Origin of the sequence: Bradyrhizobium sp. TM239 (genome assembly GCF_036247985.1) — a bacterium.
Lineage (GTDB): Bacteria > Pseudomonadota > Alphaproteobacteria > Rhizobiales > Xanthobacteraceae > Bradyrhizobium > Bradyrhizobium ottawaense.
This window is the reverse complement of the sequence record NZ_BTIR01000008.1, coordinates 257,232-282,564: the sequence shown is the minus strand read 5'-3', so window position 1 is coordinate 282,564 and position 25,333 is coordinate 257,232. Positions and strand designations below refer to the sequence as shown.

The window sequence follows — 25,333 nt, the reverse complement described above, 5'->3', positions numbered from 1 at the left end:
AGGCGCGCCGCAATCGCGCATCGCTCCGAACGGCGAATTCCGCTATCACCCGCGGCAAGCGACAACGCCGCGGGAGACGCTTCATGCCTGACACCAAGCTGACGATCTGGGGCCGCGCCAATTCGGTCAACGTGCAGAAGGTGCTGTGGTGCCTCGCCGAGCTCGCTTTGCCCTATGAGCGCATCGACGCCGGCATGAGCTACGGCAGGACCCGCGAGGCCGACTATCTCGCGATGAACCCCAATGCGCGGATCCCGACGTTGGTCGAGGGCGACTTCGTGCTGTGGGAGTCCAACTCGATCATGCGCTATCTCTGCCTCGCGCATGGAAGCGGCACACCGATCTACCCGGAGGCGCCGAAGAGCCGCGCATCCGTCGACCGCTGGCTCGACTGGACGCTGTCGACCGTGCAGCCGGTCGACCGCCCGGTGTTCTGGGGCATCGTGCGCACGGCGCCCGCCGAGCGCGACATGATCCAGGTGCAGCGCGATGCCGATGCCGCCGCGGAGGTCTGGGCGATCGCCGACCGCCTGCTCTCCTCGCGCCGCTTCATCGAGGGCGATGCGTTCACGCTCGCCGACATCGCGCTCGGCTCCTACGCGCGGCGCTGGCTCGGCGTCGAGGGCATCACCCGGCCGGCGCAGCCGCACCTGACGCGCTGGCTCGCCGAACTCGGCAAACGGACCGGATTTGCACAGCATGTCGCACCGCCGATGTCGTGAGCCGGCAGAACTGCATAAGCTGCGGTGAGAGCGCGATGAATCCGCGCTTCGGCGCAATCCTCCGGCGTCAACTCAGCACTTGACGCTACTGTGCATGGGGTTGTTTTCGCGTTTTTTGTTTTTGGCCTAGCGCCAGCCGCGCTCGACCAGCAGCACGCAGACGATCAGCACCAAGGTCACCACCGCGGTCGCCAGCCGTGCCGTCCAGCTCAGACCGCGACCGACCCACCACAACAGCGCGCAGTACATCAGGACGGGAACGACGAGGTCGAGGCGCAGCAGATCCGCCGGCATGGGCCTCTAGCGCCTCACGGTGGTGTCGATGCTGATCGACCCGCCGATCTTCACGCAGGTCCCGGTACCCTCGACCATGACGAAGCGCGGGCCGTAAGTGGCGCAGGAGCCAGCTCGTGCCTTGCCGGCCGCACCCTTCAGCGGCACGGTCGTGCCTGCCTTCGGCTGCTCGGCAGGCGGCAGACGCAGGGCCTCCGCCGCGGCGGCGGACGTGGCGAAGAACGGGATCAGGATGAGGAGCGACACGCGCATGGCGGCGTTCTAGCCCGGACGGGCGCCGCGCGCCATCGGAGCGGCCGCAGCCGCGATCAGATGAACTTGATGCCGGCTGATTTGCCGCGGCGCCAGACCACCTGGCAGCTCCGCCCGGTGCGTGCATCGCGCGCGAAGGCGAGCCGGATCACGCCCGGGAGCTGGCTCGCGTCCTCGTCCAGCGTGATCTTGGCGCCGGAATCCGAGATGTCCTGGACCAGGCAATGCCGCGCGGCGAAGCCACCGTCGAGGGTGATCCAGGCGTGCTGCGACAGCAGCTTGCGGGCTGCGCGCTTTTTCGGCGGTGGCATTGGCAAAGATCTCCCCCTCCAGCGCTACTCAGGGAACCCTAAGAAACCGTTGAAATCGCCTCCGGATCACCCCGGGGCCGGCGCTGTCCACCGGGGACAAAAGACCGGTCCCGGACGGCTTGCCGGGAGCCAGAAAGGCCACTATACGTTCGCCCGCTGCAAGCCGCCGGGCTCGACTCGGCCGGCCAGCGGCCGTGCCGGGAATAACGGCAGGGCCCTGCGTTTGCTCCCTTCGTCTATCGGTTAGGACGCCACCCTTTCACGGTGGAGAGAGCGGTTCGATTCCGCTAGGGAGCGCCAGTGCACGCGACGGCGCCGCAATGAGCCGCCACGACAGCCCGGCCGCAATTTCCGCCGCTCCCGCATGAACCTCCCCGCTGCCCGCCACCGACCAATGTCAGTTGGAACCGGTCCCATGGCACAGCGTATTCCCGAGATTGAAGGTTCGTCCGGCGCGTCCGCAATGACGCCGCGCCTTCCGCCGTGGCTGGGCCATCCCCGCCAGCATCCGTCGGACCGGCGCGCCAAAATGCTGGAGCACATGGCGCGCGCCAGATCGCTTTCGCAGCGTCAGGCGGATTCTGCGCCGGCCGCGCTCGCGCCGTCAGGCAGCAGCGCCAAGAACGTGATCGGCGACTTTCTCGGGGATGTCATCGGCCACGTTGTCCTGTTCGGTGTCATCGCCCTGCTCTTCCAGTCGCGCATTCCGCTCTATCTCGGCGCGTTCGTCATCCTGACCGACGGCGAGCGCATCGAAAGCGCGCTGGCAACGATCGGTATCAGCCTCCAGCCCGAAACGATCGGCCCCGACATCGTCAAGCGCTCCGCATTCTGGTTCGGCTGGTTCGCGTTGCTTGCCGCCTTGAAGGGCTCCGTGCCCGCCTGGCTCGCGCCATGGATGCCTCCAGCCGAGTCATGGTCTTTCATCGCCGGCATCGCCCTCCTGCTCGCCATCGTCGAAGCACTCACGGCGCTGGCGATGCGGCGCGCATTGCCGCCGTTGGGATTGCAGATCAGCCCGAACGGCCTGACATGGACGACGATCCAGTTCGCGATGGCCGTCGGCGCGCTGGCTTTGCTGGTGCTGTTCGGATCGCTCTAGGCGCCGCGGCGCGTCATTGCTTCACCGCGCCCTCGATGACGATGTTGTGAGGCGGCCTGCAGCCTAACGGGTCCATATGCCGCGCTTTCCGCGGCGCGACCGAGGCGAGCGTTAACCGGAAATTTACCCCTGCTCCCGAGCCCTGGTATCATTTGCTTAGAATTTGACCGCTACCGTGGAATTACGGAAGCAATCCCGAACATCATTGGCACCTCATGTCCGTCGCAGAGTTCCTCAGGCAGCGTGCAGTGGACGTCACGGTCAGTGGCAGCTACTCGCTGCCCCGCTGGTATGATTGCGAGGGCAAGCTGCGCAGCTTCGCCTGCCGCACCAAGCGCGTCTCGCCGTTCCGCATGATCGTGGACGTGCCCGTCGTCGGCAAGGTCGGCGAGCGCCTCACCTCCTACTTCCAGGATTTCGGCGAATTCCAGTGCACGATCAGCGCGACGCTGAAGTCGGGTTTCCTGATGGAGCTCGACATGACGCGGGCGCGGCGCGCCTGGATGTCGGAAAAGCTGACCTGGCTCGAGAAGAAGCAGAAGGACGCCAGCGTCCAGGAGTTGCGGAACGACGCGCGTTTCGTACCGCAGGTCTCGCACACCTTCCTGACGCTCGCCGACGGCAGCAGCCATCCGTGCTTCATCATCGACGTCTCCACGGCTGGCGTCGCGATCTCCTGCGAATACGATCCGCCGGTCGGAACCCCGCTTGCGGTCGGGGCCTGTGTCGGGCGCGTAATCCGCAAATTCGACAACGGCTTTGCAGTCAAATTCGCGGAAAAGCAGTCGCGAGACGACCTCGCCCGCCTGATCGTTCGCACGCCCTTGCTGCAATCGGCCTGAAGCCGGCCCGATCAATCTTAACTCTTTTTTAACTAAATACTGGAGATGGCGCCCCCTGCGCGGTAGGGTGTGACCCGGTCCGTCCGCAATCACTGCGGGCCTTGAGTATTGGAAGTCCCGGAATGTCCATCGCCGACGCCGAGTTCGCCCCGGCAGAGATCGCGCCGAACCCGCCCGTCGCGCCCAAGCCGCAGCTTCCACCCGGCGTCGTCACCGAGGGACCGCTGGTCCAGGCCAAGCTGCGCGAAAGCTATCTCCTGCTCGGCATCCTCTATGTCGGCGCGGTCGCCGGCATCATCTGGGCCGTGACGCAAGGCGTCGGCAAGGTCGAGCTGTTCACATTCGCCTGGATGTTCGCGCTGACGACGTTCGGCATCGGCGCCGGCATGCACCGCCTGTTCGTCCATCGCAGCTTCCGTACCGGCCCGATCATGCGGGTCTTCTTCTGCGCCATCGCCCAGATGGCGGTACAGGGCTCGATCGCCAAATGGGTCGCCAACCACCGCCGCCACCACCTCTACGCCGATGACGTCGGCGATCCCCACAGCCCGCAATTCGACGGCTTCGGCAATCGCTATGTCAGCGCGTTCAAGGGCTTCCTGCACGCCCAGGGCAGCTGGGTGTTCGACCAGGCGACCACCGACAACGAATACTATGCCAAGGACATCCTCGCCGATCCCATCGCGATGTTCTTCGTGCGCACGCGCTGGGTCTGGTACGGGATGTCGGCAGTCTTCATCCCCGGCGTGATCGGCTACACCTTCGGCGGCGTGCACGCCATGATCGGCTGCGTGCTGTTCTCGGGCCTGCTCCGAGCCTATCTGCTGATCCTCACCAGCCAGCTCACCGGCTCGGTCTGCCATGCCTATGGCTATCGCCGCTTCGAGGTCGACGACGCCTCGACCAACGAGTTCGTGACCACGATCCTCACCTTCGGCGAGGGTCTGCACAACAACCATCACCGCTTCCCGCGGGACGCCTACATCTCGCACGCCTGGTGGGAGATCGATCTCAACGGCCTGATCATCCTGGGCCTGGAAAAGATCGGCCTCGTCCACGACGTCTTCCACGCCTCGCACCGTCAGCTGGAGCGGGCGGCCGAAGCAGAGGCGGCCTCCACGGCGCGCTGAACCGGCAGGCAGCGGCCACCGCCGGGCCGTCTTGCCTCCGCATCACCGCCCTATCGCGGCCCCATTGCGGGATCAGCTTTTGAACGTCCGTGCCTCGGGGCCGGCGTCATTTGCAGACTTGCGATCGGGGGACCGAATGGCAGTCGACAAGATCACAGTGGACAAGATCACGGTGGACAAGATCACCTGGGACAGGGTCGGCCGGGTCACCGAGCCCGGACGCTACATGTACACGTTCGGCTGGCTCACCATCACCGCCGGCGATCTGGAGATCTGGAAGGTCTATCCGCAGGCCGCGTTCACGCTGTTGGCGCAACCAGGCGAGACTGACGCATCCCTTGGCGAGGAATTCCATCTCGGCGCCTTCGACGTCGCTCCCGGGGCGGCGCCGCCGTTCACCACGCACTGAAGGCGGAAAGCGCCGGCCGTTGCGGGAACGCGTGGCATGGGCGTTGCTTTATCATCCGCCATGATACACATCCCCGCCGTCGACCAGGCTTTCCTGCTGGTGCTCATCGTCTTCTGCCTTGGCACCTGCCTCGTACGCGCCTTCTGGGAGCTGGAGCAGGCGCGAACGCGCCGGATCGCCTCACCGCCCCGCGACCGCACGGCGAAGCGCGGCTAGCTGGCCTACCCCGCGCACGCCTGCGTCGTGAATCGAAGAAACCTGCGCACTTCCTTGATCTGGCTTGCCAATCGCGTTCCAGCCGTGGCCGGGCCGTCATTGCCGTGGATGACGAACAGGTGCTGTCATGCAATTGATTGCGCGTGTATTTTACACCGCCACGAGCCGCGGCGGATGAACGGAAGCTATCGCACTCATTAAGCGAGCCGACAGCAAGCGCATGACACATGGTCGCATCGGTGAATGTAGATAAGCGGATCAAGGGAACCTATTTTCGGCGCCGATGTACCTGATTGAAGCATTGCCCACCGTGATCGGAACGGCCGCCATCGCCCCGGCGCTGCTGATGCTGTGGCTTGTCATCGCCGCCGAAGAGCGCCCCGGCCCGCCGGCCCAGGTCTGGACCGCGTTCCTGTTGGGGGCAGCCAGCATCTCGCTGCTGGGCCTCGCCCGGGCTCCCTTCGCCAAGATGGTCGCGGCGCCCGACGACCCCTGGGCGGCGCTGGCCATGCATTCGATCTTCGGCGTCGCGCTGCCTGAGGAAGCCGTCAAGGTGATCGCCATCGTGGTGATTTCCTCGACCAAGCGGCGGACCTTTGCCAATCCGATGGACACCGTAGTCTATGGCGCCGCGGTCGGCCTCGGCTTCGCCGCTTACGAGAACCTCGCCTATCTGGTCCAGCACGCCGAGATGTGGCGCTCGCTGGCCGCCTTGCGCAGCGTGCTGACCGTGCCGTTCCACGGCGCGCTCGGCATCATCGCAGGCGCTTACCTGACGATCGCGCGCGCCGGCACGGCGCTGGGCGCGAACCGGCACCATCGCGACTGGGCTCGCCTCTCCAGCCGGCTCCTGATGCTGGCCGGCCCGCTTGCGCTGCATTCGGCCTTCGACTTTCCGCTGCTGACCCTGCAAAGAATGCCCGACCTCGATCCGACGCTGCGGATGTGGCTGGGCGCCTCCAGCCTCCTGATCGGCTTCAGCTCGATCGCCTTCGCCATCCGCCTGGTCCGGCGCGTCGCCCGCCACCACGCCCCCCGGACCGATGTCGCACGGGAGCGGCTCAGCCAGCTCCGCCGGATGTGGGCGCTGCTGCTTGCCGGCGGGGGCGTTGGCTTTCTCGGGCTCGCCTTCGTGCTGACCTCGATCCATCACTGGCTCATCAACCCCGAGCGCAATCTGACTTTGGCCCTGATCCCGATCGGCTTCGTATCGATCCTGCTCGGCCTTGCGCTTCTGATTGTCACAACGGCGATCTATGTTCTCGGCCGCAACCGCATCCGCACCAGCGCGGAAGGTTTTTCCTCGGCGCCCGGCGGCGGGTGAGCCGCGGGATGGCGAGCGCGCTGCGCGCATACTAGATTGAGCGCAGACCTTTCGATCTGGAGCCTGCCGATGACGTCGCCCGAAGATTTTTCACGGCTGCAATCCATGATGAGCCAGAGGGTCAAGGCCCACTGGAAGGCCTTTCTGTTCGAGGGCATCCTGCTCGCGATTCTCGGCGTCGCGGCGCTGATCCTGCCGCCGCTCGCAAGCCTTGCGATCGCGATCTTCCTCGGCTGGATGTTCCTGATCAGCGGTATCGGCGGGCTGATCGTGACCTATTGGGCGCGCAGCACGCCGGGCTTCTGGTGGTCGCTGATCTCGGCCGCGCTCGCCGTGCTCGCCGGTATGCTGCTGCTGGCGCGCCCGATGCAGGCCGTGCTGACGCTGACCATCGTGGTCGGCGCCTACTTCCTGGCCGAGGGCGTCGCCACCATCATGTACGCACTGGAGCACCGCCGCGAGCTCAGCGGCCGCTGGTCGTGGCTGCTGATCTCGGGCCTCGTCGACATCGCGATCTCCTTCATGGTGATCACCGGACTGCCGAGCTCGGCTGAATGGGCCATCGGCGTCCTCGTCGGTATCAACCTCCTGTTCGGCGGCGCCAGCCTGATCGGCCTGGCGCTGGCGGCGCGCAACAGCAACACCTGACCCGCCTCGTCACCTGCCGCGCCGATTGGGGGGTGACAATCCGCCGATGCCGCGCTATATGCCCCACCATGATCACCGTCGCCACCAGCTATTTTTGGTACTTTAGCTACGACAGCTCGCTGGCGGCAGGAGGATCGCGCTCAATCTGAATATTGAAGCAAACGTCCGAACAAGCCGCCAGACCTGGCGGCTTTTTTATTGGCCGGCAGGTTCGAAACAAACAGGAGCCCGCCGTGCTGAGCACGACCGACGATCTTCGTATCCGCGAATTGAAAGAACTGAGCACGCCGGATGAGGTGATACGGGAAGTCCCGCGCACGCTCACCGCGACGCGTGTGGTGATGGCGGCGCGCAACGCCATCCACGCCATCCTCAATGGCCAGGACGACCGCCTGCTCGTCGTGGTCGGTCCGTGCTCGGTGCATGATCCCAAGGCGGCGCTCGAATATGCCGAGCGTCTCGCGACTTTGCGCGAGGACCTCGCCGATCAGCTCGAGATCGTGATGCGGGTCTATTTCGAGAAGCCGCGCACCACCGTCGGCTGGAAGGGCCTGATCAACGATCCCGATCTGGACGGCAGCTTCGACATCAACAAGGGCCTGCGGCTGGCGCGCAACGTGCTGTCGGCGGTGAACAATCTCGGCCTGCCCGCCGGCACCGAATTCCTGGACATGACGACGCCGCAATACATCGCCGACCTCGTGTCCTGGGCCGCGATCGGTGCGCGTACGACCGAGAGCCAGATCCATCGCGAGCTGGCCTCCGGGCTGTCGTGTCCCGTCGGCTTCAAGAACGGCACCGATGGCAATGTGCGGATCGCGGCGGACGCGGTAAAATCGGCCTCGCATCCTCATCATTTCATGGCCGTTACAAAACTCGGCCGCTCGGCGATCGCCTCGACCGCCGGCAACGAGGACTGCCACATCATCCTGCGCGGCGGCAGCAAGCCGAACTATGACGCGGCAAGCGTCGCGGCCGCTTGCAACGAGCTGACCAAATCCGGCGTCGCACCGCTGGTGATGGTGGATGCCAGCCACGCCAATTCGAGCAAGAAGCCCGAGAACCAGCCGCAGGTGGCGGCCGACATCGCCGGCCAGATCTCAGGCGGCGAAGGCCGCATCATGGGCGTGATGATCGAAAGCAATCTCGTTGCGGGCCGCCAGGACGTCGTGCCGGGCAAGCCGCTCGCCTACGGCCAGAGCATCACCGACGGCTGCATCGATTGGCCTGCTACGGCGGCCGCGCTCGAGCAGCTCGCCGACGCGGTGGAAGTCCGCCGCAACACCCGTCGCGCCGGACTGCAGGAGCGCTCGGCTTGAAGAATGGCGAGCAAAGTGTTCGTCGCTTGCGCGATTTCCACCTCTCCCTGGCGGGGAGAGGTGGAAAGCCCTAGCAGCCGCGGCAGATACTCTTGATCTTGCGATCGAGCTCAGCGTCTTCCTTGTTCGCGGGGGTGTTCGGATTGCTCAAATTCTTCTCGCTCGGCACGTCAGCCGCGCGCGGCTGGCGGTGACCGACCGGTGCCGGCAACACCGATCCAGAGCTTGCGCCGCCGGTTGTCGATCCCTTGGAGCCGCCGGTCTGTGCTGCCGCCGCGCCGCCAAGCAAGACCACGAGCGATGCTGCCACCATGATCTCTTTCATGTCCGCTTCTCCATTCTCGAACCGGCGCGTTCTCCATTACCGCTCAGGTCTCGGGCGGATAGAGATGAACGTCGCCGCAATAGTCCACGATACGATAGCGCGTTTCGGCTCCCGTATCACCCGCAGGGGGTGCGGTATTTTGCGGCGCCAAGACGTAGCTCGGCCCCACCGGGGATTTGCCGGCGCCGCCGGGAATGTCGATGACATAGTCCGGCTGACACAGCCCTGACACCCGCCCGCGCAACTGCCGCATCAGGTCCTGCCCCTCCGCAAGGGTCGTGCGCAGATGCGCGGTGCCCGGCGCGAGATCGCCGTGATGCAGATAGTAGGGCTTGATCCGGCATTCGACGAAAGCTCGCATCAAATCCGACAGCGCGGCGATGTTGTCGTTGACCCCGCGCAAAAGCACGGACTGGCTCACCAGGGGAATTCCGGAATCGACGAGCCGCGCGCAGGCGGTGCGCACCGGTCCCGTCAGTTCGCGCGCATGGTTGGCATGCAGCGCTACCCAGGTGGCCGCGCCTTCAACTTTCAGCGCCGCAACCAACTCGTCGCTGATGCGCGCGGGATCAGCCACGGGCACGCGGGTGTGCAGGCGGATGATCTTGACGTGATCGATCGCCGCGAGTTCGGCCATGATCTCACCCATCCTGCGGGGCGACAGCATCAGCGGATCGCCGCCGGTCAGGATCACTTCCCAGATCTCGTGATGCGAACGGATGTAATCGATCGCCGCGCGATAGGCGTCGTCCGACAGCGCGCTCTCCTTGCCGGGTCCCACCATCTCGCGGCGGAAGCAGAACCGGCAATAGACCGCGCAGACGTGAACGAGCTTGAACAGGACGCGATCGGGATAGCGGTGCACGATCCCTGATACCGGCGAGTGCGGATGATCGCCGATCGGGTCGGCGTCCTCGCCCGGCTGCATCTCCAATTCGCTTGCACTCGGAACGAATTGCCGTGCGATGGGATCGTCAGGGTCCGACGGATCGATCAGCTCGACCAGCGCCGGCGTGATCGCCACCGCATAGCGCGCGGCAACGCGTTCGAGGGCCGGCAGCGCCGCTGCGGGCGCCAGACCTTCGGCGACCAGCTCAGCCGGCTCGCGCAGGGTGCGTGCAAGGTTCGTTTTCGTCATGTCTCACTAGACGCTTCATTTGCAGGTGGCGTCCAAACCACCTGATCGATCCGCGCGGCGCCGCTCGCCAGCATCACCAACCGGTCGAAGCCGAGCGCGACGCCGCTGGCCTCCGGCATTGCGGCGACCGCGGCCAGAAAGTCCTCGTCGAGCGGATAGGCTTCGCCGTAGCGGCGCTGCTTTTCCGTCATCGATTCCGTGAAGCGCTTTCGCTGCTCCTCGGCATCGGTCAGTTCCCCAAAGCCGTTGGCGAGCTCGACGCCGCACGCGTAGACCTCGAAGCGCTCGGCAACCCTGGGATCGTCAGTCTTCACGCGTGCCAGCGCCGCCTCTGGAGATGGGTATTCGAACAAAATGGTCAAACGCCCCTGCCCCAGATGCGGCTCGACGTGCTCCACCAGCACCTTGCTGAAGATGTCAGACCAGGTGTCGTCCTCGGCCACACGGACCTTGCCACTGGCCGCCTCGGCCAGCGCGGCACGGTTACCCTCGCCGTCCCTGATTGTCGACAGCAGGTCGATGCCGGCGAACCGTTCGAAGGCGCCTGCGACCGTCAGGAGCTCGGGCTCGGCGAAGGGATCGGCGGTCCGGCCCCGGAACGAGAAGGTGCCGATGCCGGTCGCCTGCGCCGCACGGGCGATGACGACGACGCAATCGGCCATGATGGCGTCATAGGAGGCGCCTGCCTGATACCATTCCAGCATGGTGAATTCGGGCAGATGCAGGTCGCCGCGCTCACGGTCCCGGAACACCCGGGCGAGCTCGAAAATCCGCGTCTCGCCCGCCGCCAGCAGCTTCTTGCAGGCGAATTCGGGCGAAGTCCGCAGATACCGGAGGGCCCGGCTGCCGTCCGGCCGCACGATCTCGGTCCGGGGGGCGTGCAGATGGGTCTCATTGCCCGGGGAGACCTGGAGGACGGAGGTTTCGACCTCCACGAACCCCTGCTCGGCGAAAAAGGCCCGTAGAGACCCGGTAATGGCCCCTCTGGCCTGGAGGAACGGCCGACGGTCGAGGTGCCGCCCGGGCGACCAGAACGGTGAGATGGGCTTGTCCCCAGCCATTACCCGACGGCCCCAGACCCGAGCAAAACGCTGGCATCTAACGGCAAAATCAGTATGTTGCGGCCCGAAACGGGCGCCGAGGTCCGATTTGAGGCCCCAAGTCCCCCATCGATTCGACCACGTCCTGGCCGGTGCCGGGCCAAGCAAGCAGGAAATATAGCTTTGAGAGTCATCGCCAGTTCTATTCGCAAAGGCAACGTGATCGAGCAAGACGGCAAGCTCTATGTCGTCGTCAGCGCCGAAAACATCCACCCCGGCAAGGGCACCCCGGTCAGCCAGATCGAAATGCGCCGAATCTCGGACGGGGTAAAGATCTCTGAACGCTACAAGACCACCGACCAGGTCGAAAAGGCCACCATCGAAGAGCGCAACTACACCTTCCTGTATGAAGATGGCGACGGCTTCCACTTCATGAACCCGGAAACCTACGATCAGGTCCAGGTCTCCAAGGACGTCGTCGGCGACGCGGCCTCGTATCTTCAACCCGACATGACCGTCAAGCTGTCGACCCACGACGTCAACGTGGTCTCGCTCGCGCTGCCGCAGCGCGTGACGCTGGAAGTGGTCGAGACCGAGCCGGTGACCAAGGGCCAGACCGCCTCGTCCTCCTACAAGCCGGCGGTGCTGTCCAACGGCGTGCGCACCACCGTGCCGCCGCACATCGCGGTCGGCACCCGCATCGTGGTCATGACCGAGGACGGCTCCTACTCCGAACGCGCCAAGGACTGACGGGGAACAGAGCAATCGCAGCAGGTGCCGCCGGGGGGCGAGACAGTGGTTGGGAAGGGTTTCCGCTTCGTCTCGATTCTTTTGGCGTCGCTTTCGCTCCTCATTGCCACTCCGCTCGCTGCGGATGAATTCCGCAGCCCCTCGCTCACGGCCCTGCGCGTCGACTGGCGCGCAGCGCTCGACCAGCTCCGCACCGAGATCAACAGCCGCCCCCGCGTCGCGGACGATGTCATCTTCGCGCCTCGCCGTTCGGTGCCGCGCTACGATCCCCGCGCGATGCCCGCCCTGGTACAGCTCAACGCGGTTTCCTCGCGATTCTTCACCGGCATCACCCGCAGTCCCGTGCCGGTGCTGCTGCCGTTCGACGCCGCCGCTTACCTCGAGGCGCAACGCAGCAGCGCAGCGGCGACGCTCGCGCTGCCCCGCTACCAGGCGGACTTCAATCCGGTCGACATGTTCGATGCCGGCCCCGCCGGCTACAGTGCGACCTTCTCGCTCGAGCCCGGCGCCGGCGACGGCATGCCGAGCCGGGTGTTCACAAGGCCGGTCGAAGTGCAGATCACGGGCTCGTCGCTCGTCTACGACATCGCTGATCCCGCCGGCGGCAAGGGCGAGCAGATCAAACCGCTCGCAGCGCTCTACCCGGACCTGCGCAGGTTCATCCGGGAAGGCTATGTACGCTACGCTTTCACCCGTTTCGGCGTCGCCTATGTGGTGTCGATCCAGTGCCTCGACAGCGTCGCCAAGCCGCGGCGGCTGGCCTGCAAGGAAGCCTATCCGGTTGCCGAGCGTTTCCTGAAGGCCCTGCGCGTCGCCGGCGGCCAGGGCATGCGGCCATTGACGGACATCGCCTCCAACATCCTCGATCGTCCGGCGGGCCGTTCGGCGGATTTCACCTACCGGGCGAGCGGCGATATCATCCCGAACACCGGCTACCGCAAGCAGGGCGGCCATGCCGACGCAATGGCCTATGCACAAATCCGCTTTCCGCTCGAAAAGACACCCGCCTTCGTCCGCTCGCAATCCTATGCCAAGCGTGACAAGACGGAGAGCACGACCGCCTATCCCTGGCGCGACAATTTCTGCGAATCCCGCAGTTTCGAGGTCTGGCAATGCGCGGGCGGTTACGGCCATCAGGGCGAGGACATCCGCGCCGCCGACTGCCCGCCGCCCGGCGAAGGCCGAGAGCCCTGCGATCCCAAGCAGCGCGGTGTCGTCGCAGTGCGCGACGCCATCGTGATCCGTGCGTCCAAGGATCAGGCTGCGACGCTTCAAGTCAACAGCCGCACCGAGCACATCCGCTTCCGCTACATGCACATGAATCCGAACACAATGAACGCCGATGGCGTGCTCAATGGCCGCATCGTCACCGAAGGCGAGAAGATCGGCGTGATCTCGAACTATCTGGACCATCCGGCCGGCACCTCGATGCATCTGCATTTCGACGTGCAGGTGTTCACGCGCGACGGCTGGATCTGGGTCAGCCCCTACGTCACCTTGGTCTCGGCCTATGAACGCTTGATCCGCGCTCGCGGCCGTGAGGTCGGCCCGGAGATCGCAGTCACGGCGCAGCCGGTCGCCCATGCGCTGCCGGACGACGTGATCAAGCCGGACCTGCGCGAGGGGTCGAGCGGCGAGGAGAACTGACGGCCTGCTCGCTCCCGTGCCGGAGGGTGAGAGCGTGTTGTCGCGCACGCCGTGGGTTTGAGAAGAAAGAATAGGGTTGATGAGTGTCGGACTGATCGGTCTTCTCGACGATATCGCGGCGATCGCAAAGGTGGCAGCGGCCTCGCTCGACGACGTGGCGAGCCAGGCTGCCAAGGCGGGCGCAAAGGCGGCCGGCGTGGTCATCGACGACGCGGCCGTCACGCCGAACTACGTCATCGGTTTTGCCTCGAAACGCGAACTCCCGATCGTCGGCAAGATTGCGGTCGGATCGCTGCGCAACAAGTTACTGATTCTGCTTCCCGTTGCCCTGCTGCTTGGTTATTTCCTTCCCACCGCGGTGACGCCGCTGCTCATGCTGGGCGGAGCCTTTCTCTGCTACGAGGGTACCGAGAAGGTGCTCGAAGCCGTGATGCCGCATCATGCGCACCACCACGAAGCCCAGCTCCAGCCGATCGCGCTGAATGCCCGGTCGGTCGAGGACGAGAAGGTCGCGAGCGCCATCAAGACAGATTTCATCCTGTCGGCGGAGATCATGGCGATCACGCTGGCGGCCCTTCCGGCGGGCAGCATCTGGATGCAGGCGCTGGTGCTGGCGCTGGTCGGGTTCGGCATCACGGTCGGGGTCTACGGCGTGGTTGCCCTGATCGTGAAGGCGGACGATGCCGGCGTGGCCCTTGCGCGCTACGACGGCGCCTCCGTCATAGGCGCCGCGATCCGCTCGCTTGGACGCGCGCTGGTCCGCGGTATGCCCACCTTCCTGGCGGTGCTGAGCACCATCGGCACTGCCGCCATGATCTGGGTTGGCGGCGGCATCATCCTGCACGGCATCGAAAAATACGGCCCGCCGGTAGTCGGCCGCACGGTCCATGCCGCAACCGAGGCGGCCGCACACGCCCTTCCATCCATGGCCGGCGTCATCGAATGGTCGGTCGAGGCGGCCATCTCAGGCGTGCTTGGACTGCTTGTCGGCGCGCTTGCCATTCCGGCAGTCCAATACGGTCTCTCGCCGGCATGGAAACGGCTGAGGCGATCGCGGGACCGCGCCTCCTAGCCGCATCCGGGCGACGGGCGCGAGCTACTCCAAGAACGTCGTGAGCTGCGCGCCCTCGTCCGCCACGAACACCGCGATCAATTCCGCGGGCTCCGTCGCGCTGGCGTTGGCCGAGACCAGGTGCGTCGAGCCCGGCGGTTCGAAGAAGGACTGGCCGACGCCAAACGTCGCGACAGGACCGCCGCCGAGCTGGGAGCGGATCTCGCCCTTGGTGATGTAGGCGGTCACGGATCCTGCGTGGCGATGCGGCCGTGAAAACCCGCCCGGACCATAGGTCACGCGCACGATGGTGACGCGCTTGCCCGGCACGTTCGGCAATGCGTAGGAGCCAATCGGTTCGACCTTGTCGAGCGGCGAGCTCTCCGCCGCCGTGGCGCAGAGCGGCGCCAGCGCGCCAGAGACGGCATCCATCGTCACCGGCAGCGCTTTGCCGATCGCCAGCGCACAGGCCAGCCCCGCAACGACGGCGAACGCCGTCGAACGTGACGGCGCCGGACGCTGCACGGCAGAAACACTCATCGCTGTCATCGTAACCTCCCTCAGGATGCCGCAGCATTCGCGGCCACCGGCCGCGGCGCCGGCGTCCAGCGAAACGCAGCACCGAAGCGATTCCAGACGTTGATCGAGGCGACCGCCGAGGTCAGGTACATCAGCTCGGTCTCGGAGAATTCGCGGGCAGCCTCGGCATAGACCTCCTCGCCGACGCCGCCGGGGAGCAAGGTCAGCGCCTCGGCCCATGCCAGCGCGGCGCGCTCGCGCGGCGAAAAGATCGGCGCCTCGCGCCAGACTGCGACCAGGTTGAGCTTGTCCACGGGCACGCCGATGCGTTCAGAGAGGAGAATGTGATGCTGCACGCAGAAGGCGCAGCCGTTGATCTGCGAGGCGCGCAGCTTGACGAGCTCGAGAAGCTGCTTGTCGAGGCCGGCCTTGGCCGCAAGCTGGCCCAGCGCAAGTACCACATCATACGCATCGGGTGCGATCCGCTTGAAATCCTCGTATTCGCTGCGGACGTGTGACATTGCCGTTCACCTCGTGCTATTATAAGACTGCTTACATCTTATAAGAGCACTTACATGTTACGCAAGGCACCCGATATCACGAGATCGAAATTCCGGGGCAAAACCGCCGGCCCTGATGCCGTGCACGTGCCCGCCCCGGGCGAAGGCAAGCGCGGCGAGCAGGGCTATCTCGGCTATCTCTTGCGACAGGCCAATGCAGCTGTCCGTCTGACGATGGAGCGGACGCTCGCAGACCTCGGCGTGACGTCACCGCAATTTGCCGTGCTGACGATGCTGAATGCCTATCCGGGACTATCGGGTGCCGATGTGGCCCGCCTCACCTTCCTCACGCCGCAGACGGTCGGGGTCATCATCCGCAACCTCGAACGCGACGGCGCGATTGTGATGACGCCTCATCCCGTCCACGGCCGTATCCAGCAATGGACGCTGACCAAGCGCGGAACGACGTTGTTGAAGGCGTGCAGAGAACGCGTGATCGCGCTGGAGAAGCGTCTGGCTGGCGGCCTCGACGCCAAGGCCGAGGCGAGCATTCGCCGCTGGCTCGCCAACGTCGCGACGGAGTTGCAGGAGGACTAGGCGAGGAGAACCCGGGCAACGGCTAGTCGCCTCCGTCTCCGCCGCCGTCACAGCCGGCGGCATCCGAAAAATCGCCGCCCCCACCGCCGTCGCCGCCCTGAACACCGCGGCCAAAGTTCTCCGCGATGATCATCAGGATCACGACGAAGAGCCCGGCGCCGAATGGCCAGGGATTGGCACGGATGATGTTGAACAGCTCCGGCATGCGCGCATCATGCGCAGATGGAAGCGAACCGACCGTAAAGCGACAGGCTTAAAGTTGGGGGTACTCGAGAAGCGCGGGAGCCGACTACCCGCCCTTCAACACTTTCTTAACCTCACCGTCGACCCAGGTCTCGTCCGCCGCGATCACCCGTACGCGGCTGTCGTCGGTGGCATTCACCAGCACATGCGAACTCACCCGATCACCGCTCTGCTCGAGACGCAGATCGGTCTCGGGCTTCCAGCTCAGCGTGGTCGCGAGATCGCCGGGAAAGATCTGCCATTGCGATCCGTCGTCGAGTTCGACGACATGGCTTTCCGCATGCGTGTGTATCTTCATTCCACTCCGAATTCTCGATGAACGGACTGCATGCGAAAGGCGGGCCCCGACGATCCGCCGGGGCCCCGCTCCGTCAGTCGTTGTCGTGATGAATCACGGTCTTGCTGCGATTGCCGAATTCATCCTGTTTCTTGATTACCGTGGTGCGATCAGAGGGCTCGCGCTCCCTGATGACGGTGGTGCGGTCGTGATCGCGGTCTCGCTCGCGGTACTCGTGAGACTGACCGACCGTCACGCCGGCGCCGACCGGGCCGACGTGAACGCCGACTTCATCCGCGAACGCAGGCGTCGCAACGGCGGTGATCATGGCAGCGGCAAACAGATATGTCCTCATCATCTCTTCCTCCTTCCGGATACGGAGGGAATGCGGGACTGCGACAGTTTGTTCCGACAGAAAGCCTGATCCTGGGTCGCGCAGAATCAGCCGTGCGGCTGTTCCGGGAACCGACCCACACAGGCCATGTTTCGGGCTACAATGTGTCCATGACGCACACTGATTCCTCGCTCCATCCAACTCGCCGCAGCCTGCTGCAATCGACGCTCGGTGCGGCCGCTTTGCTCGCATTCCCGACACGCGTCCTTGCCGCGCCTCCAGGCTTCGACGAATGGCGCGAGAGCTTCCGCGCACGTGCGATGGCCAAGGGCATTTCGGCCGCGACCTGGCAACGCGCGATGGGACGGGTCGAGCCCGACATGAGCGTGTTCAAGCAGATGCGCAGCCAGCCCGAATTCCACGAGCAGGTCTGGCAATACATCAACCGCCGCGTCTCGGACTGGCGCGTCATCAACGGCAAGATCGCACTGAAGAACAACGAGGCGCTGCTCGCGCGCATCGAGCGCGATTTCGGTGTCGAGCGCGGCACGCTGCTGGCGCTGTGGGGCGTCGAGTCCGCCTATGGCGATCCCCTGGTGCAGCAGAACCACATGACGCCGGTATTTCCCTCGCTCGCCGCGCTCGCCTGGAACGAGCCGCGCCGGAAGGCCTATTGGGAGACCGAGTTGATCAACGCGCTGCGCATCGTCGACAAGGGCTGGAGCACGCCCGAGCAGATGCAGGGCTCCTGGGCCGGCGCGATGGGCCATTCGCAATGGATGCCGGAAGTCTGGCTCAATGTCGGCATCGACTATGACGGCGACGGCAAGGTCTCGCCATTCGGCAAGCCCGACGACGCGCTGGGCTCGACCGCAAAATACCTCGTCAATCGCGGCAAATGGCATCGCGGCGAACATTGGGGCTATGAGGTACGCGCCGCCGGCAATATGAGCGGCAGCCGCACCTATGCGGCCTGGGCGTCAGCCGGCGTCACCCGAGCCGACGGCCAGCCGTTCCCGCAGCCGAACGCATCCGCGCAGATGTGGACGCCGGTTGCGGGCGGACCGACGTTTCTGCTGGGACCGAATTTCTACTCGGTGAAGAGCTACAACCCGTCCATGAACTATGCGCTCGCGATCTGCCATCTCGGCGACCGCTGCCTGGGGGCGCCGCCCTTCATCCAGCCCTTCCCCGGCTCCGAGCGCGCGCTCACGCTCGCCGAGGTGCAGGAGATGCAGACGCGATTGACGAAAGCCGGTTTCGACACCGGCGGCACCGACGGCCGGGTCGGCAACGACACCATGAAGGCGATCAAGGATTTCCAACAGCGCGCCGGCATCACGCCGGCGGACGGCTATGGCGGGTTGAAGGTGCTGGCCAAGCTGCGACAGGGATCGTAGGTACGCCGTCATTCCGGGGCTCGCGTAGCGAGAACCCGGAATCCATTCCTCCAAATTGCTTGCTGCACGATGGATTCCGGGCTCGCGCCGAGTGGCGCGCCAGGGAATGACAGCCAGCCTCAGTGCCGGTATTGCGGCTCCTCCGCATCGAGCTGCCTGCGGATCGCGGCCAGATGCAGCCGCGCGGATTCGGAATCGCCTTCACGCATCTGCCGGTAGGTCTCGGCCGCAATCGCGGGATCGACCGGCAGCACGTTCCGTCCCGTCGACATCGCCAGCACCTGCACCTCGGCGGCGCGTTCGAGGTAATAGAGATCGTCCCAGGCTTCCGCGATGGTGGGTGCCAGCACCATCACGCCGTGATGCTTCATGAAGACGATGTCGGCATCGCCGACGGCGGAGGCGATGCGCGCACCCTCGCGATTGTCGAGCGCAAGGCCGTTGTAGTCGCGATCGACCGCGGTGCGGCCGTAGAATTTCAGCGCGGTCTGGCCGGCCCAGATCAAGGGATCGCCTTCGGTCATCGACAGCGCCGTCGCATAGGGCATGTGGGTATGGAACGCGACCCTGGCGCGCGGCAGACGCTTGTGCATCTCGGCATGGATGTAGAACGCGGTCGCCTCCGGCACGCCCTCGCCGTCGAGCACGTTGCCGTGGAAATCGCAGATCAGCAGCTTTGAGGCGGTGATCTCGCGAAAGGCATAGCCATAGGGATTGACGAGAAACAGATCGTCATGGCCGGGCACGACGGCGGAGAAGTGGTTGCAGATGCCTTCCTCAAAACCGTTGCGCGCCGCCATGCGGAAGCAGGCCGCGAGATCCTCGCGCGCGGTGCGGATCGCATCGGTGGCGAGGTCCGGCCGGTTCGAGCGGAATGGCGCTGACGCGGGTGAGGAAGCGTGAAGGCTGTGCGCCATGGCGAAGGACACCTCTGTCGGTCGGAAGGTCCCGGCGTTGTACAGGGGCTGCGCCTGCGCGTCAGCCCCTGCGACCGCCACCCTGCCCTGCGCGGCTCAGGCCCGCCGCGGCACGCCGCCGGCATTCATGCCGCCGTCGATGACGAGCTCGCTGCCGGTGACGTAGCGCGAGGCATCGGAGGCCAGATAGAGCACGCCTGAAGCGATCTCCGCCGCCTGCCCCGCGCGGGCGAGCGGCGTGACGACCTTGGCGCGTTCCTCGGGATCGATCGGCGCGTTCTGGCCGGCGCCGGTCGCACCGGTCGGGATCTTGCCCCAGATCGGGGTATCGATGATGCCGGGATGCACGGAATTGACCCGGATGCCGTCGCCGGCCGCCGCGCATTCCATCGCGATCGATTTGGCGAACAGCCGCACGCCGCCCTTGGTCGCCGAATAGGCCGACAGGCCCGGCGCGCCGCGCAGACCCGCGAGCGAGGACATCATGACGATCGAGCCGCCGCCATGCTTGCGCATCAGCGGCAGGCAATGCTTGACCGAGAGAAACACGCCGTCGAGATTGATCGCGTTCTGCTTGCGCCAGTCGGCGAGCGTCATGTCGACGATCGATGGCACGGCGATGCCGATGCCGGCATTGGAGACGAGAATATCGAGCCTGCCGTAGCGCTTGGCGATTTCGGCAACGATGTCCCCCCATCGCTCCTCGCTGGTGACGTCCTGCTCCAGGAAGATCGCCTTGCCGCCGGCTTTTGTCACGCGCTTGGCGAGCTCGGGCCCGCGCAGCTCATCGATGTCGGCGATGACGACGGTCGCGCCCTCGCGCGCGAACAGCTCGACGATGGCCTCGCCGATACCGGAGGCGCCGCCGGTCACCAGCGCGACCTTGCCCTCAACCTGCCCTGCCATGTTCACTCCCTTTTTTGTTGTTTGAGGCCGTTATCATCTGATCACGGATGGCCCCTGGTCCGGTAGCGCGACGTCGATGACGCGGAATTGCACCCGTTCGACGCCCTGGTAGCGATCGACCGAGAGCGAGCCTGCGACATGCAGTTGCTGGCCGCGGTTGGCGAGCAGCGCGTTGCCGAGCTTCTGGCCGACCGATCGGAACGCGATGCCGTTGACGATGGCGCCGTCGCCCGACTTGAAGCGCAGCCTCAAATGGGCCTGCCCGACCTCGTCGGCAAAGACCAGCTGGTGTGCCGGCAGCGCCAGCACGGCTTCCGGATTGCCGCCGCCGAACGGACCGGCGCGGTTCAGTGTAGCCGCAAGCTCCGTCGTCACGGCGCGCGCGGAGACGGCGCCGTCGATATAGAGCTCGTTGACGTGCCGCGCCTCGGCGACGTCCTGCGCCAGCGCGTTCTCGAGATAGGCGCGGAATTCGGCGAGCTTCTCTTTCCGGAGCGTCACGCCTGCGGCCATCGCGTGCCCGCCGCCCTTGAGCAGAATGCCATCAGTGACCGCCTGCCGCACGGCCTTGCCGATATCGACGCCCGCGATCGAGCGGCCCGATCCGGTACCGATGCCGCCGGGCTCGAGGGCAATGGCGAAAGCGGGCCGCGAGAACTTTTCCTTCAGTCGGGAGGCAACGAGGCCGACGACGCCGGGGTGCCAGCCTTCGGACGCCGTGACGATGACGCCGAGCTTGTCCTCCAGCCCGATCGAGGCCAGCGCCTCGGCTTCGGCCTGCGCTTCGGCGGCTTGCTCGATGACGCGTCGCTCGCTGTTGAGGCGATCGAGCTCGGCCGCGATCCGCGCCGCCTCGACGCTGTCGCCTTCCAGCAATAGCCGCACGCCGAGATCGGCGCGGCCGATGCGGCCGCCGGCATTGATGCGCGGCCCCAGCATGAAGCCGAGATGCCAGGCCTCCGGCGGGCCGTTGAGCCGCGCCACGTCCATCAACGCGGTATGGCCGACATGGTCGCGGCGCCGCATCGCGATCAGCCCCTTGGCGACGAAGGCACGGTTGAGACCGATCAGCGGCGCGACGTCGGCGACGGTGCCGAGCGCGACGTGATGCAGCATGCCGAGCAGATCCGGCTCCGGCATCTCGCTCGTCCAGAAACCGCGCTGGCGCAGCTCGCGATTGACCGCGACCAGTGTGACCAGCACGAGACCGACCGCGGCGAGATGGCCAAGGCCGGAGAGATCGTCGAGCCGGTTCGGATTGACCAGCGCGTCGACCTCCGGCAGCTCGGTCCCGGCCTGGTGATGGTCGATCACGACCACGGACATGCCGAGCCGCTTGGCTTCCGCCAGCGGCTCGATGCTGGTGGTGCCGCAATCGACGGTGACGAGCAGCGTGGCGCCCTTGGCCGCCAACCCGCGAACGGCTTCCACATTCGGGCCATAGCCCTCGAAAATGCGGTCGGGAATGTGGATCAATGGATCGAGCCCGCAATGGCGCAGGTGCCAGGCGAGCAGCGCCGCCGAGGTCGCGCCGTCGACGTCGTAGTCGCCGAAGATCGCGACCTTCTCGCCCTTCGCCGCCGCGTCAGCGACCCGCTTGGCGGCCGCCTCCATCTCCGTCACCGTGAACGGGTCCGGCATGAGCTTGCGGATGGTCGGATCTAGAAAGTCAGGCACCGCGTCGATATCGACGCCGCGGCCGGCCAGCACCCGCGCCAGCAGCTCGGGAAGCTGGTGCCGCTGCACGATGGCGAGCGCCTGGGCCGCCCCGCGGGCATCCAGCCGGTCGCGCCAGAGCTTGTCGGTCAGCGAACGCGCGACGCCGAGAAACGCCTGGGGCGCTTCGACCGGGAGGGCGGATGCGGGAGGAGCCATGATGTATTCAGTCCGTACGACGAGGGTAGCACATTGAGCAATCGCTCGATGCCTCGGCCGAGCGGTTTTGCACAGCGGAGCCACGACCCTTTTCCGTGGAACGCCAAACCAAATTCCACCCCCGTACTGCACGACATCTGCTGAAAAGCCTCACATTTTGGCCCCTGGAACGCGTTGTTGTCCCTCGACGTCATCGCTCAACATCAGCAGAGGCAATCGTGCAGGCCCAGGTGTTGAACGCCAGCGTCGCAAGGGACACAGTCTCGCGGTTCGCAACACCGTTCTGGGCAGCGCTCGGTCTCAACATCATTGCGCGTGGCCAGGCCCTGTTTGCACCGATGTACTCCATCGACGGCTATGACGTTGCCCGGAAGTCGTTCAGCGGCGATGCTCCGAATGACCTTGCAGCGGCGGGACTGTATCGCAGCACTCGTTGCGGTGCTGGCCGTCGTGGTTGCGATGGCATGCGCCGCGACTGCTCCACTCATCGGCGATGTCGCCTGGTTGGCGCCGAGGCTGTTATCACCAATCGCGCTATGCATTGCGGCGCTCGGCTGGTTGCCGCGTTCGCCATCATCATCGCGGGCTACGTTGGCGCCGACGCCTCGATCCTGTTCGATCAGCGGCGGATGAATTCGGGCTGTTCGAGCAAGCGACCGGCTACAACTTCACCGCACCGACGGACGCGCAATGGCAAGCCGCGATCGATTATTGTGGGCATGGGACGGTCTGGCCGCTGCCAGGGTCAGTCGAGCTGGTCCACGAGCTCGCCGTTGTCTGCCTTCCCCAACACTGATCTTACGGGCCGCCGGGCCGGCCGGCGGCATTCCACCAGAAACTCGGGTCCGGGCCGCACAAGGCGGCGGGGGAGCCCCCGGCAGCCCGGAGTGACTACCTTTTAGGCATTCCGGCGAGCAGCAAATTAAGCAGGCGTTAGGCGGAATCTTCGAAAAAGAATCGTATTCGATCTGTAAGCGATTGTTCCGGGTTCATTGCAGATCAGACCTCATTGCCAAGGGAAGTCCCCCGATGTCTGCTGCGCTGGGTCTGAAAGCCAAGCCGATCGCCACCGAACCCGCCGACGATGATTCCGACATCTCCGCGCTGATCAACCGCCTGACCGCAGAGGTCAACCAGATCGCGGTCGACAAGACCAAGTCGATCCAGCAGATCACCAACCAGATGAAGATGCTGGCGCTGAACGCGCTGATCGAGAGCTCCCGCGCCGGCGCGCAAGGCGCGGGCTTTGCGGTGGTGGCGCAGGAGGTGCGCGGCGTCGGCCAGCAGGTCGAGACCATTGCACGCGAGCTCGAAAGCCAGCTGACGAAGCGCACCGGCGATCTCGTCGCCTCCATCGACCGCATGAGCCAGCGCTCGCGCGGCGAGCGCATGGTCGACCTGTCGCTCAACGCCATCGAGCTGATCGACCGCAACCTCTATGAGCGCACCTGCGACGTCCGCTGGTGGGCGACGGACTCCGCCGTGGTCGATTGCGCGGCCTCGTCCACTCCCGCAGCGGTGTCCCACGCCTCGCAGCGCCTGGGCGTGATCCTCGGCGCCTACACCGTCTATCTCGATCTCTGGCTCTGCGACCTCGACGGCAACGTCATCGCCAACGGCCGCGCCGATCGCTTTCGCGTCGTCGGCCAGAACGTCGCCCACACCAAATGGTTTCGCGAGGCGCGAACCTTGCGCTCCGGTGACGACTACGTCGCCGGCGACGTCGAGAACCAGCCGCTGCTCGGCAATGCGCAGGTGGCGACCTATTGCGCCAGCGTCCGCGCCGGCGGTCAGGCCCACGGCGCCCCGATCGGCGTGCTCGCCATCCATTTCGATTGGGAGGCGCAGGCCCGCGCCATCGTGCAGGGCGTGCGTGTCGGCGACAGCGACAAGGCCCGCGTTCTGCTGGTCGATTCGAATTTCCGCGTCATCGCGGCGTCCGACGGCCAGGGCATTCTCAGCGAGCGCATCTCGATCTCACTGAATGGCCAACGCTCGGGCTTCTACCACGACCGCTCGGGCGCGCTGGTCGCCTTCCATGCCACGCCGGGCTATGAGACCTATCGCGGGCTCGGCTGGTACGGCGTGATCGTCTGCGGGGCGTGAGGCGGCAGGCCGATTCAAAAAATGCGAAAACAACCCCATGCACAGTAGCCAGACGGTTGCTTCCATTGGTGTTTTCCAGCTGGGCTTGGTCCTTGTTCCCTCGAAAATTTTGACACGTCGGGCAAAACACTGGCAATCTGCGAGCATCGCAGATTGTGTTTGCGGCATGAGGGAACGACCCTTCGCGGTTTTGTGACATCGCACCCCGGCTTCTGAAGCAGTTTCCGGCAAGCCGCGCCCGTTACAGGCAAGAGACCCGCGTCCTTGATCGAATAGAGTCGCTCGCATCACGTTGATCGACGTGAGCGCGCGGGTTCGCACCGGCATTGATCATCTCGCGCTCGTTACATGCCAAGGAGACATGCCATGAAGATCGTCGTGATCGGCGGAACCGGATTGATCGGATCCAAGCTCGTGGCGAAGCTCAAACAGCAGGGCCATGACGCGGTAGCGGCCTCGCCGAAATCAGGCGTGAACGCCGTGACCGGGGAAGGCCTCGCTGCGGCGCTGGCGGGCGCGGAAGTTGTCGTCGATGTGGCCAACGCGCCGTCCTGGGAGCCCGCCGCCGTGCTCGAATTCTTCGAGCGTTCGAGCCGAAATCTCGCCGCGACCGAGGCCGCCGCAGCCGTCAAGCATCACGTCGCGCTATCGATCGTGGGGACCGATCGTTCGCCCGACATCGCCTATTTCCGTGCCAAGCTCGCCCAGGAGACCATCGTCAAGGCCTCCTCCGTCCCCTACTCCATCATCCGCGCCACGCAATTCTTCGAATTCCTCGGCGCCATTGGCGACGCCGGGGCGGCCGGCGACAAGATCGTCGTTCCATCGGCGCTGTTTCAGCCGATCGCGGCCGACGACGTGGTCGATTGCCTCGCAGAGATCGCGTCGGGGCGGCCGCTGAACGGCACCATCGACATCGCAGGCCCCGAGAAGGCTCCCTTCAATGAGTTCGTCGCGCGCCGTCTGAAAGCCTCCGGCGACAGCCGTACGGTGGTCGGCGACCCAAAAGCGCAATATTACGGCGCTCCCATTCAGGACACATCGCTGAACCCGCTCGGCGAGGCGCGGCTCGGGAAGACGTCGCTCGCAACATGGCTCGCGCGCCTCTGAGGGGGCCCGCTAGTCCTGCAATCAACACA

General features: G+C 65.5%; 30 protein-coding genes and 1 tRNA gene. 17 read left to right on the top strand and 14 right to left on the bottom strand.

Going from position 1 to position 25,333, the window contains the following annotated elements; translation table 11 throughout:
• Positions 1-83 precede the first annotated feature (83 nt).
• Positions 84-722: a glutathione S-transferase family protein gene (locus tag AABA84_RS15080; protein WP_338312414.1), complete on the top strand. Its 639-nt coding sequence runs from the start codon at positions 84-86 to the stop codon at positions 720-722.
• A gap of 126 nt (positions 723-848) precedes the next feature.
• Here the strand turns inward: AABA84_RS15080 and AABA84_RS15075 are convergent, their stop codons facing one another.
• Genes AABA84_RS15075 through AABA84_RS15065 form a run of 3 tightly spaced genes read right to left on the bottom strand, consistent with a single transcriptional unit; the run spans position 849 to position 1,579 of the window.
• On the bottom strand, positions 849-1,016 hold the full coding sequence (locus AABA84_RS15075) for a hypothetical protein (protein WP_212244246.1): 168 nt from the start codon (positions 1,014-1,016) through the stop codon (positions 849-851).
• Positions 1,017-1,022: 6 nt separating this feature from the next.
• Complete coding sequence (locus AABA84_RS15070; RefSeq protein ID WP_212244250.1) at positions 1,023-1,268, bottom strand: hypothetical protein; 246 nt, start codon at positions 1,266-1,268, stop codon at positions 1,023-1,025.
• Between the two features lie 56 nt (positions 1,269-1,324).
• Entirely contained in the window at positions 1,325-1,579 is a 255-nt protein-coding gene (locus AABA84_RS15065) for a PilZ domain-containing protein (RefSeq protein WP_018323099.1), read from the bottom strand.
• Positions 1,580-1,804: 225 nt separating this feature from the next.
• On the opposite strand from AABA84_RS15065, the gene AABA84_RS15060 reads away from it, so the two are divergent.
• From AABA84_RS15060 to AABA84_RS15020, 9 genes are all read left to right on the top strand, one after another.
• A tRNA-Glu gene (locus tag AABA84_RS15060) sits at positions 1,805-1,879 on the top strand.
• Between the two features lie 115 nt (positions 1,880-1,994).
• Positions 1,995-2,681: a hypothetical protein gene (locus tag AABA84_RS15055; RefSeq protein ID WP_338312413.1), complete on the top strand. Its 687-nt coding sequence runs from the start codon at positions 1,995-1,997 to the stop codon at positions 2,679-2,681.
• Positions 2,682-2,896: 215 nt separating this feature from the next.
• Complete coding sequence (locus AABA84_RS15050) at positions 2,897-3,523, top strand: PilZ domain-containing protein (protein WP_212244252.1); 627 nt, start codon at positions 2,897-2,899, stop codon at positions 3,521-3,523.
• A 122-nt stretch (positions 3,524-3,645) separates the two neighbouring features.
• The gene (locus AABA84_RS15045) at positions 3,646-4,653 is read left to right on the top strand and encodes an acyl-CoA desaturase (RefSeq protein WP_212244254.1); all 1,008 of its coding nucleotides are present in this window, start codon (positions 3,646-3,648) and stop codon (positions 4,651-4,653) included.
• A gap of 151 nt (positions 4,654-4,804) precedes the next feature.
• Positions 4,805-5,062 carry a hypothetical protein gene (locus AABA84_RS15040; protein WP_212245227.1) on the top strand — a complete coding sequence of 86 codons (258 nt, stop codon included), beginning with the start codon at positions 4,805-4,807 and terminating at the stop codon, positions 5,060-5,062.
• A gap of 60 nt (positions 5,063-5,122) precedes the next feature.
• Positions 5,123-5,278 carry a hypothetical protein gene (locus AABA84_RS15035; protein ID WP_212244256.1) on the top strand — a complete coding sequence of 52 codons (156 nt, stop codon included), beginning with the start codon at positions 5,123-5,125 and terminating at the stop codon, positions 5,276-5,278.
• 283 nt (positions 5,279-5,561) lie between these two features.
• Positions 5,562-6,602 carry a PrsW family glutamic-type intramembrane protease gene (locus AABA84_RS15030; RefSeq protein ID WP_028144767.1) on the top strand — a complete coding sequence of 347 codons (1,041 nt, stop codon included), beginning with the start codon at positions 5,562-5,564 and terminating at the stop codon, positions 6,600-6,602.
• 69 nt (positions 6,603-6,671) lie between these two features.
• The gene (locus AABA84_RS15025) at positions 6,672-7,250 is read left to right on the top strand and encodes an HdeD family acid-resistance protein (protein ID WP_212244258.1); all 579 of its coding nucleotides are present in this window, start codon (positions 6,672-6,674) and stop codon (positions 7,248-7,250) included.
• 233 nt (positions 7,251-7,483) lie between these two features.
• The gene (locus AABA84_RS15020; RefSeq protein WP_338312412.1) at positions 7,484-8,569 is read left to right on the top strand and encodes a 3-deoxy-7-phosphoheptulonate synthase; all 1,086 of its coding nucleotides are present in this window, start codon (positions 7,484-7,486) and stop codon (positions 8,567-8,569) included.
• A gap of 70 nt (positions 8,570-8,639) precedes the next feature.
• On the opposite strand, the gene AABA84_RS15015 is transcribed toward AABA84_RS15020, so the two are convergent.
• From AABA84_RS15015 to epmA, 3 genes are read right to left on the bottom strand one after another with little or no spacing between them, the layout of a single operon-like run.
• On the bottom strand, positions 8,640-8,894 hold the full coding sequence (locus AABA84_RS15015) for a hypothetical protein (RefSeq protein ID WP_212244262.1): 255 nt from the start codon (positions 8,892-8,894) through the stop codon (positions 8,640-8,642).
• 43 nt (positions 8,895-8,937) lie between these two features.
• On the bottom strand, positions 8,938-10,032 hold the full coding sequence (locus AABA84_RS15010) for a lysine-2,3-aminomutase-like protein (protein ID WP_212244264.1): 1,095 nt from the start codon (positions 10,030-10,032) through the stop codon (positions 8,938-8,940).
• Positions 10,029-11,093: an EF-P lysine aminoacylase EpmA gene (gene epmA, locus AABA84_RS15005; protein ID WP_212244266.1), complete on the bottom strand. Its 1,065-nt coding sequence runs from the start codon at positions 11,091-11,093 to the stop codon at positions 10,029-10,031. The genes AABA84_RS15010 and epmA overlap by 4 nt, the downstream gene beginning before the upstream one ends.
• A gap of 162 nt (positions 11,094-11,255) precedes the next feature.
• Here epmA and efp point away from each other — a divergent pair, with 162 nt between their 5' ends.
• The 3 genes from efp to AABA84_RS14990 all read left to right on the top strand — a co-directional run bounded on the left by efp (position 11,256) and on the right by AABA84_RS14990 (position 14,541).
• The gene (gene efp / locus AABA84_RS15000; protein WP_018323088.1) at positions 11,256-11,822 is read left to right on the top strand and encodes an elongation factor P; all 567 of its coding nucleotides are present in this window, start codon (positions 11,256-11,258) and stop codon (positions 11,820-11,822) included.
• Between the two features lie 24 nt (positions 11,823-11,846).
• A complete protein-coding gene (locus AABA84_RS14995; protein WP_338312411.1) occupies positions 11,847-13,469 on the top strand; it encodes a M23 family peptidase in 1,623 nt (540 codons plus the stop codon).
• Positions 13,470-13,548: 79 nt separating this feature from the next.
• Positions 13,549-14,541, top strand: a complete 993-nt coding sequence (locus AABA84_RS14990) for a DUF808 domain-containing protein (protein WP_212244270.1) — start codon at positions 13,549-13,551, stop codon at positions 14,539-14,541.
• 24 nt (positions 14,542-14,565) lie between these two features.
• Here AABA84_RS14990 and AABA84_RS14985 read toward each other — a convergent pair whose 3' ends face one another.
• Positions 14,566-15,069 carry a cupin domain-containing protein gene (locus AABA84_RS14985; protein ID WP_212244272.1) on the bottom strand — a complete coding sequence of 168 codons (504 nt, stop codon included), beginning with the start codon at positions 15,067-15,069 and terminating at the stop codon, positions 14,566-14,568.
• 11 nt (positions 15,070-15,080) lie between these two features.
• Positions 15,081-15,560, bottom strand: coding sequence for a carboxymuconolactone decarboxylase family protein (locus tag AABA84_RS14980; RefSeq protein ID WP_212244274.1), 480 nt, complete (start codon positions 15,558-15,560; stop codon positions 15,081-15,083).
• A gap of 54 nt (positions 15,561-15,614) precedes the next feature.
• On the opposite strand from AABA84_RS14980, the gene AABA84_RS14975 reads away from it, so the two are divergent.
• Positions 15,615-16,136, top strand: coding sequence for a MarR family winged helix-turn-helix transcriptional regulator (locus AABA84_RS14975; RefSeq protein ID WP_212244276.1), 522 nt, complete (start codon positions 15,615-15,617; stop codon positions 16,134-16,136).
• Positions 16,137-16,158: 22 nt separating this feature from the next.
• Here the strand turns inward: AABA84_RS14975 and AABA84_RS14970 are convergent, their stop codons facing one another.
• The 3 genes from AABA84_RS14970 to AABA84_RS14960 form a co-directional block, all read right to left on the bottom strand.
• The gene (locus AABA84_RS14970) at positions 16,159-16,341 is read right to left on the bottom strand and encodes a hypothetical protein (protein ID WP_212244278.1); all 183 of its coding nucleotides are present in this window, start codon (positions 16,339-16,341) and stop codon (positions 16,159-16,161) included.
• 84 nt (positions 16,342-16,425) lie between these two features.
• Entirely contained in the window at positions 16,426-16,677 is a 252-nt protein-coding gene (locus tag AABA84_RS14965; RefSeq protein WP_212244280.1) for a hypothetical protein, read from the bottom strand.
• A 73-nt stretch (positions 16,678-16,750) separates the two neighbouring features.
• Positions 16,751-17,011: a hypothetical protein gene (locus tag AABA84_RS14960; RefSeq protein WP_212245229.1), complete on the bottom strand. Its 261-nt coding sequence runs from the start codon at positions 17,009-17,011 to the stop codon at positions 16,751-16,753.
• Positions 17,012-17,160: 149 nt separating this feature from the next.
• Between AABA84_RS14960 and AABA84_RS14955 the strand changes: the two genes are divergently transcribed.
• Positions 17,161-18,390 carry a lytic murein transglycosylase gene (locus AABA84_RS14955; RefSeq protein ID WP_338312410.1) on the top strand — a complete coding sequence of 410 codons (1,230 nt, stop codon included), beginning with the start codon at positions 17,161-17,163 and terminating at the stop codon, positions 18,388-18,390.
• A gap of 119 nt (positions 18,391-18,509) precedes the next feature.
• Here AABA84_RS14955 and AABA84_RS14950 read toward each other — a convergent pair whose 3' ends face one another.
• From AABA84_RS14950 to recJ, 3 genes are all read right to left on the bottom strand, one after another.
• Complete coding sequence (locus AABA84_RS14950) at positions 18,510-19,307, bottom strand: aldolase (RefSeq protein WP_212244283.1); 798 nt, start codon at positions 19,305-19,307, stop codon at positions 18,510-18,512.
• A gap of 96 nt (positions 19,308-19,403) precedes the next feature.
• Positions 19,404-20,213 (bottom strand): SDR family NAD(P)-dependent oxidoreductase, encoded by an 810-nt coding sequence (locus AABA84_RS14945; protein WP_212244285.1) that lies wholly within the window; start codon positions 20,211-20,213, stop codon positions 19,404-19,406.
• A 33-nt stretch (positions 20,214-20,246) separates the two neighbouring features.
• The gene (recJ, locus tag AABA84_RS14940; protein ID WP_212244291.1) at positions 20,247-22,088 is read right to left on the bottom strand and encodes a single-stranded-DNA-specific exonuclease RecJ; all 1,842 of its coding nucleotides are present in this window, start codon (positions 22,086-22,088) and stop codon (positions 20,247-20,249) included.
• 1,029 nt (positions 22,089-23,117) lie between these two features.
• On the opposite strand from recJ, the gene AABA84_RS14935 reads away from it, so the two are divergent.
• Positions 23,118-24,194, top strand: a complete 1,077-nt coding sequence (locus tag AABA84_RS14935; RefSeq protein ID WP_338312409.1) for a methyl-accepting chemotaxis protein — start codon at positions 23,118-23,120, stop codon at positions 24,192-24,194.
• Between the two features lie 366 nt (positions 24,195-24,560).
• Positions 24,561-25,304: an SDR family oxidoreductase gene (locus tag AABA84_RS14930; RefSeq protein WP_338312408.1), complete on the top strand. Its 744-nt coding sequence runs from the start codon at positions 24,561-24,563 to the stop codon at positions 25,302-25,304.
• Positions 25,305-25,333: the final 29 nt, after the last annotated feature.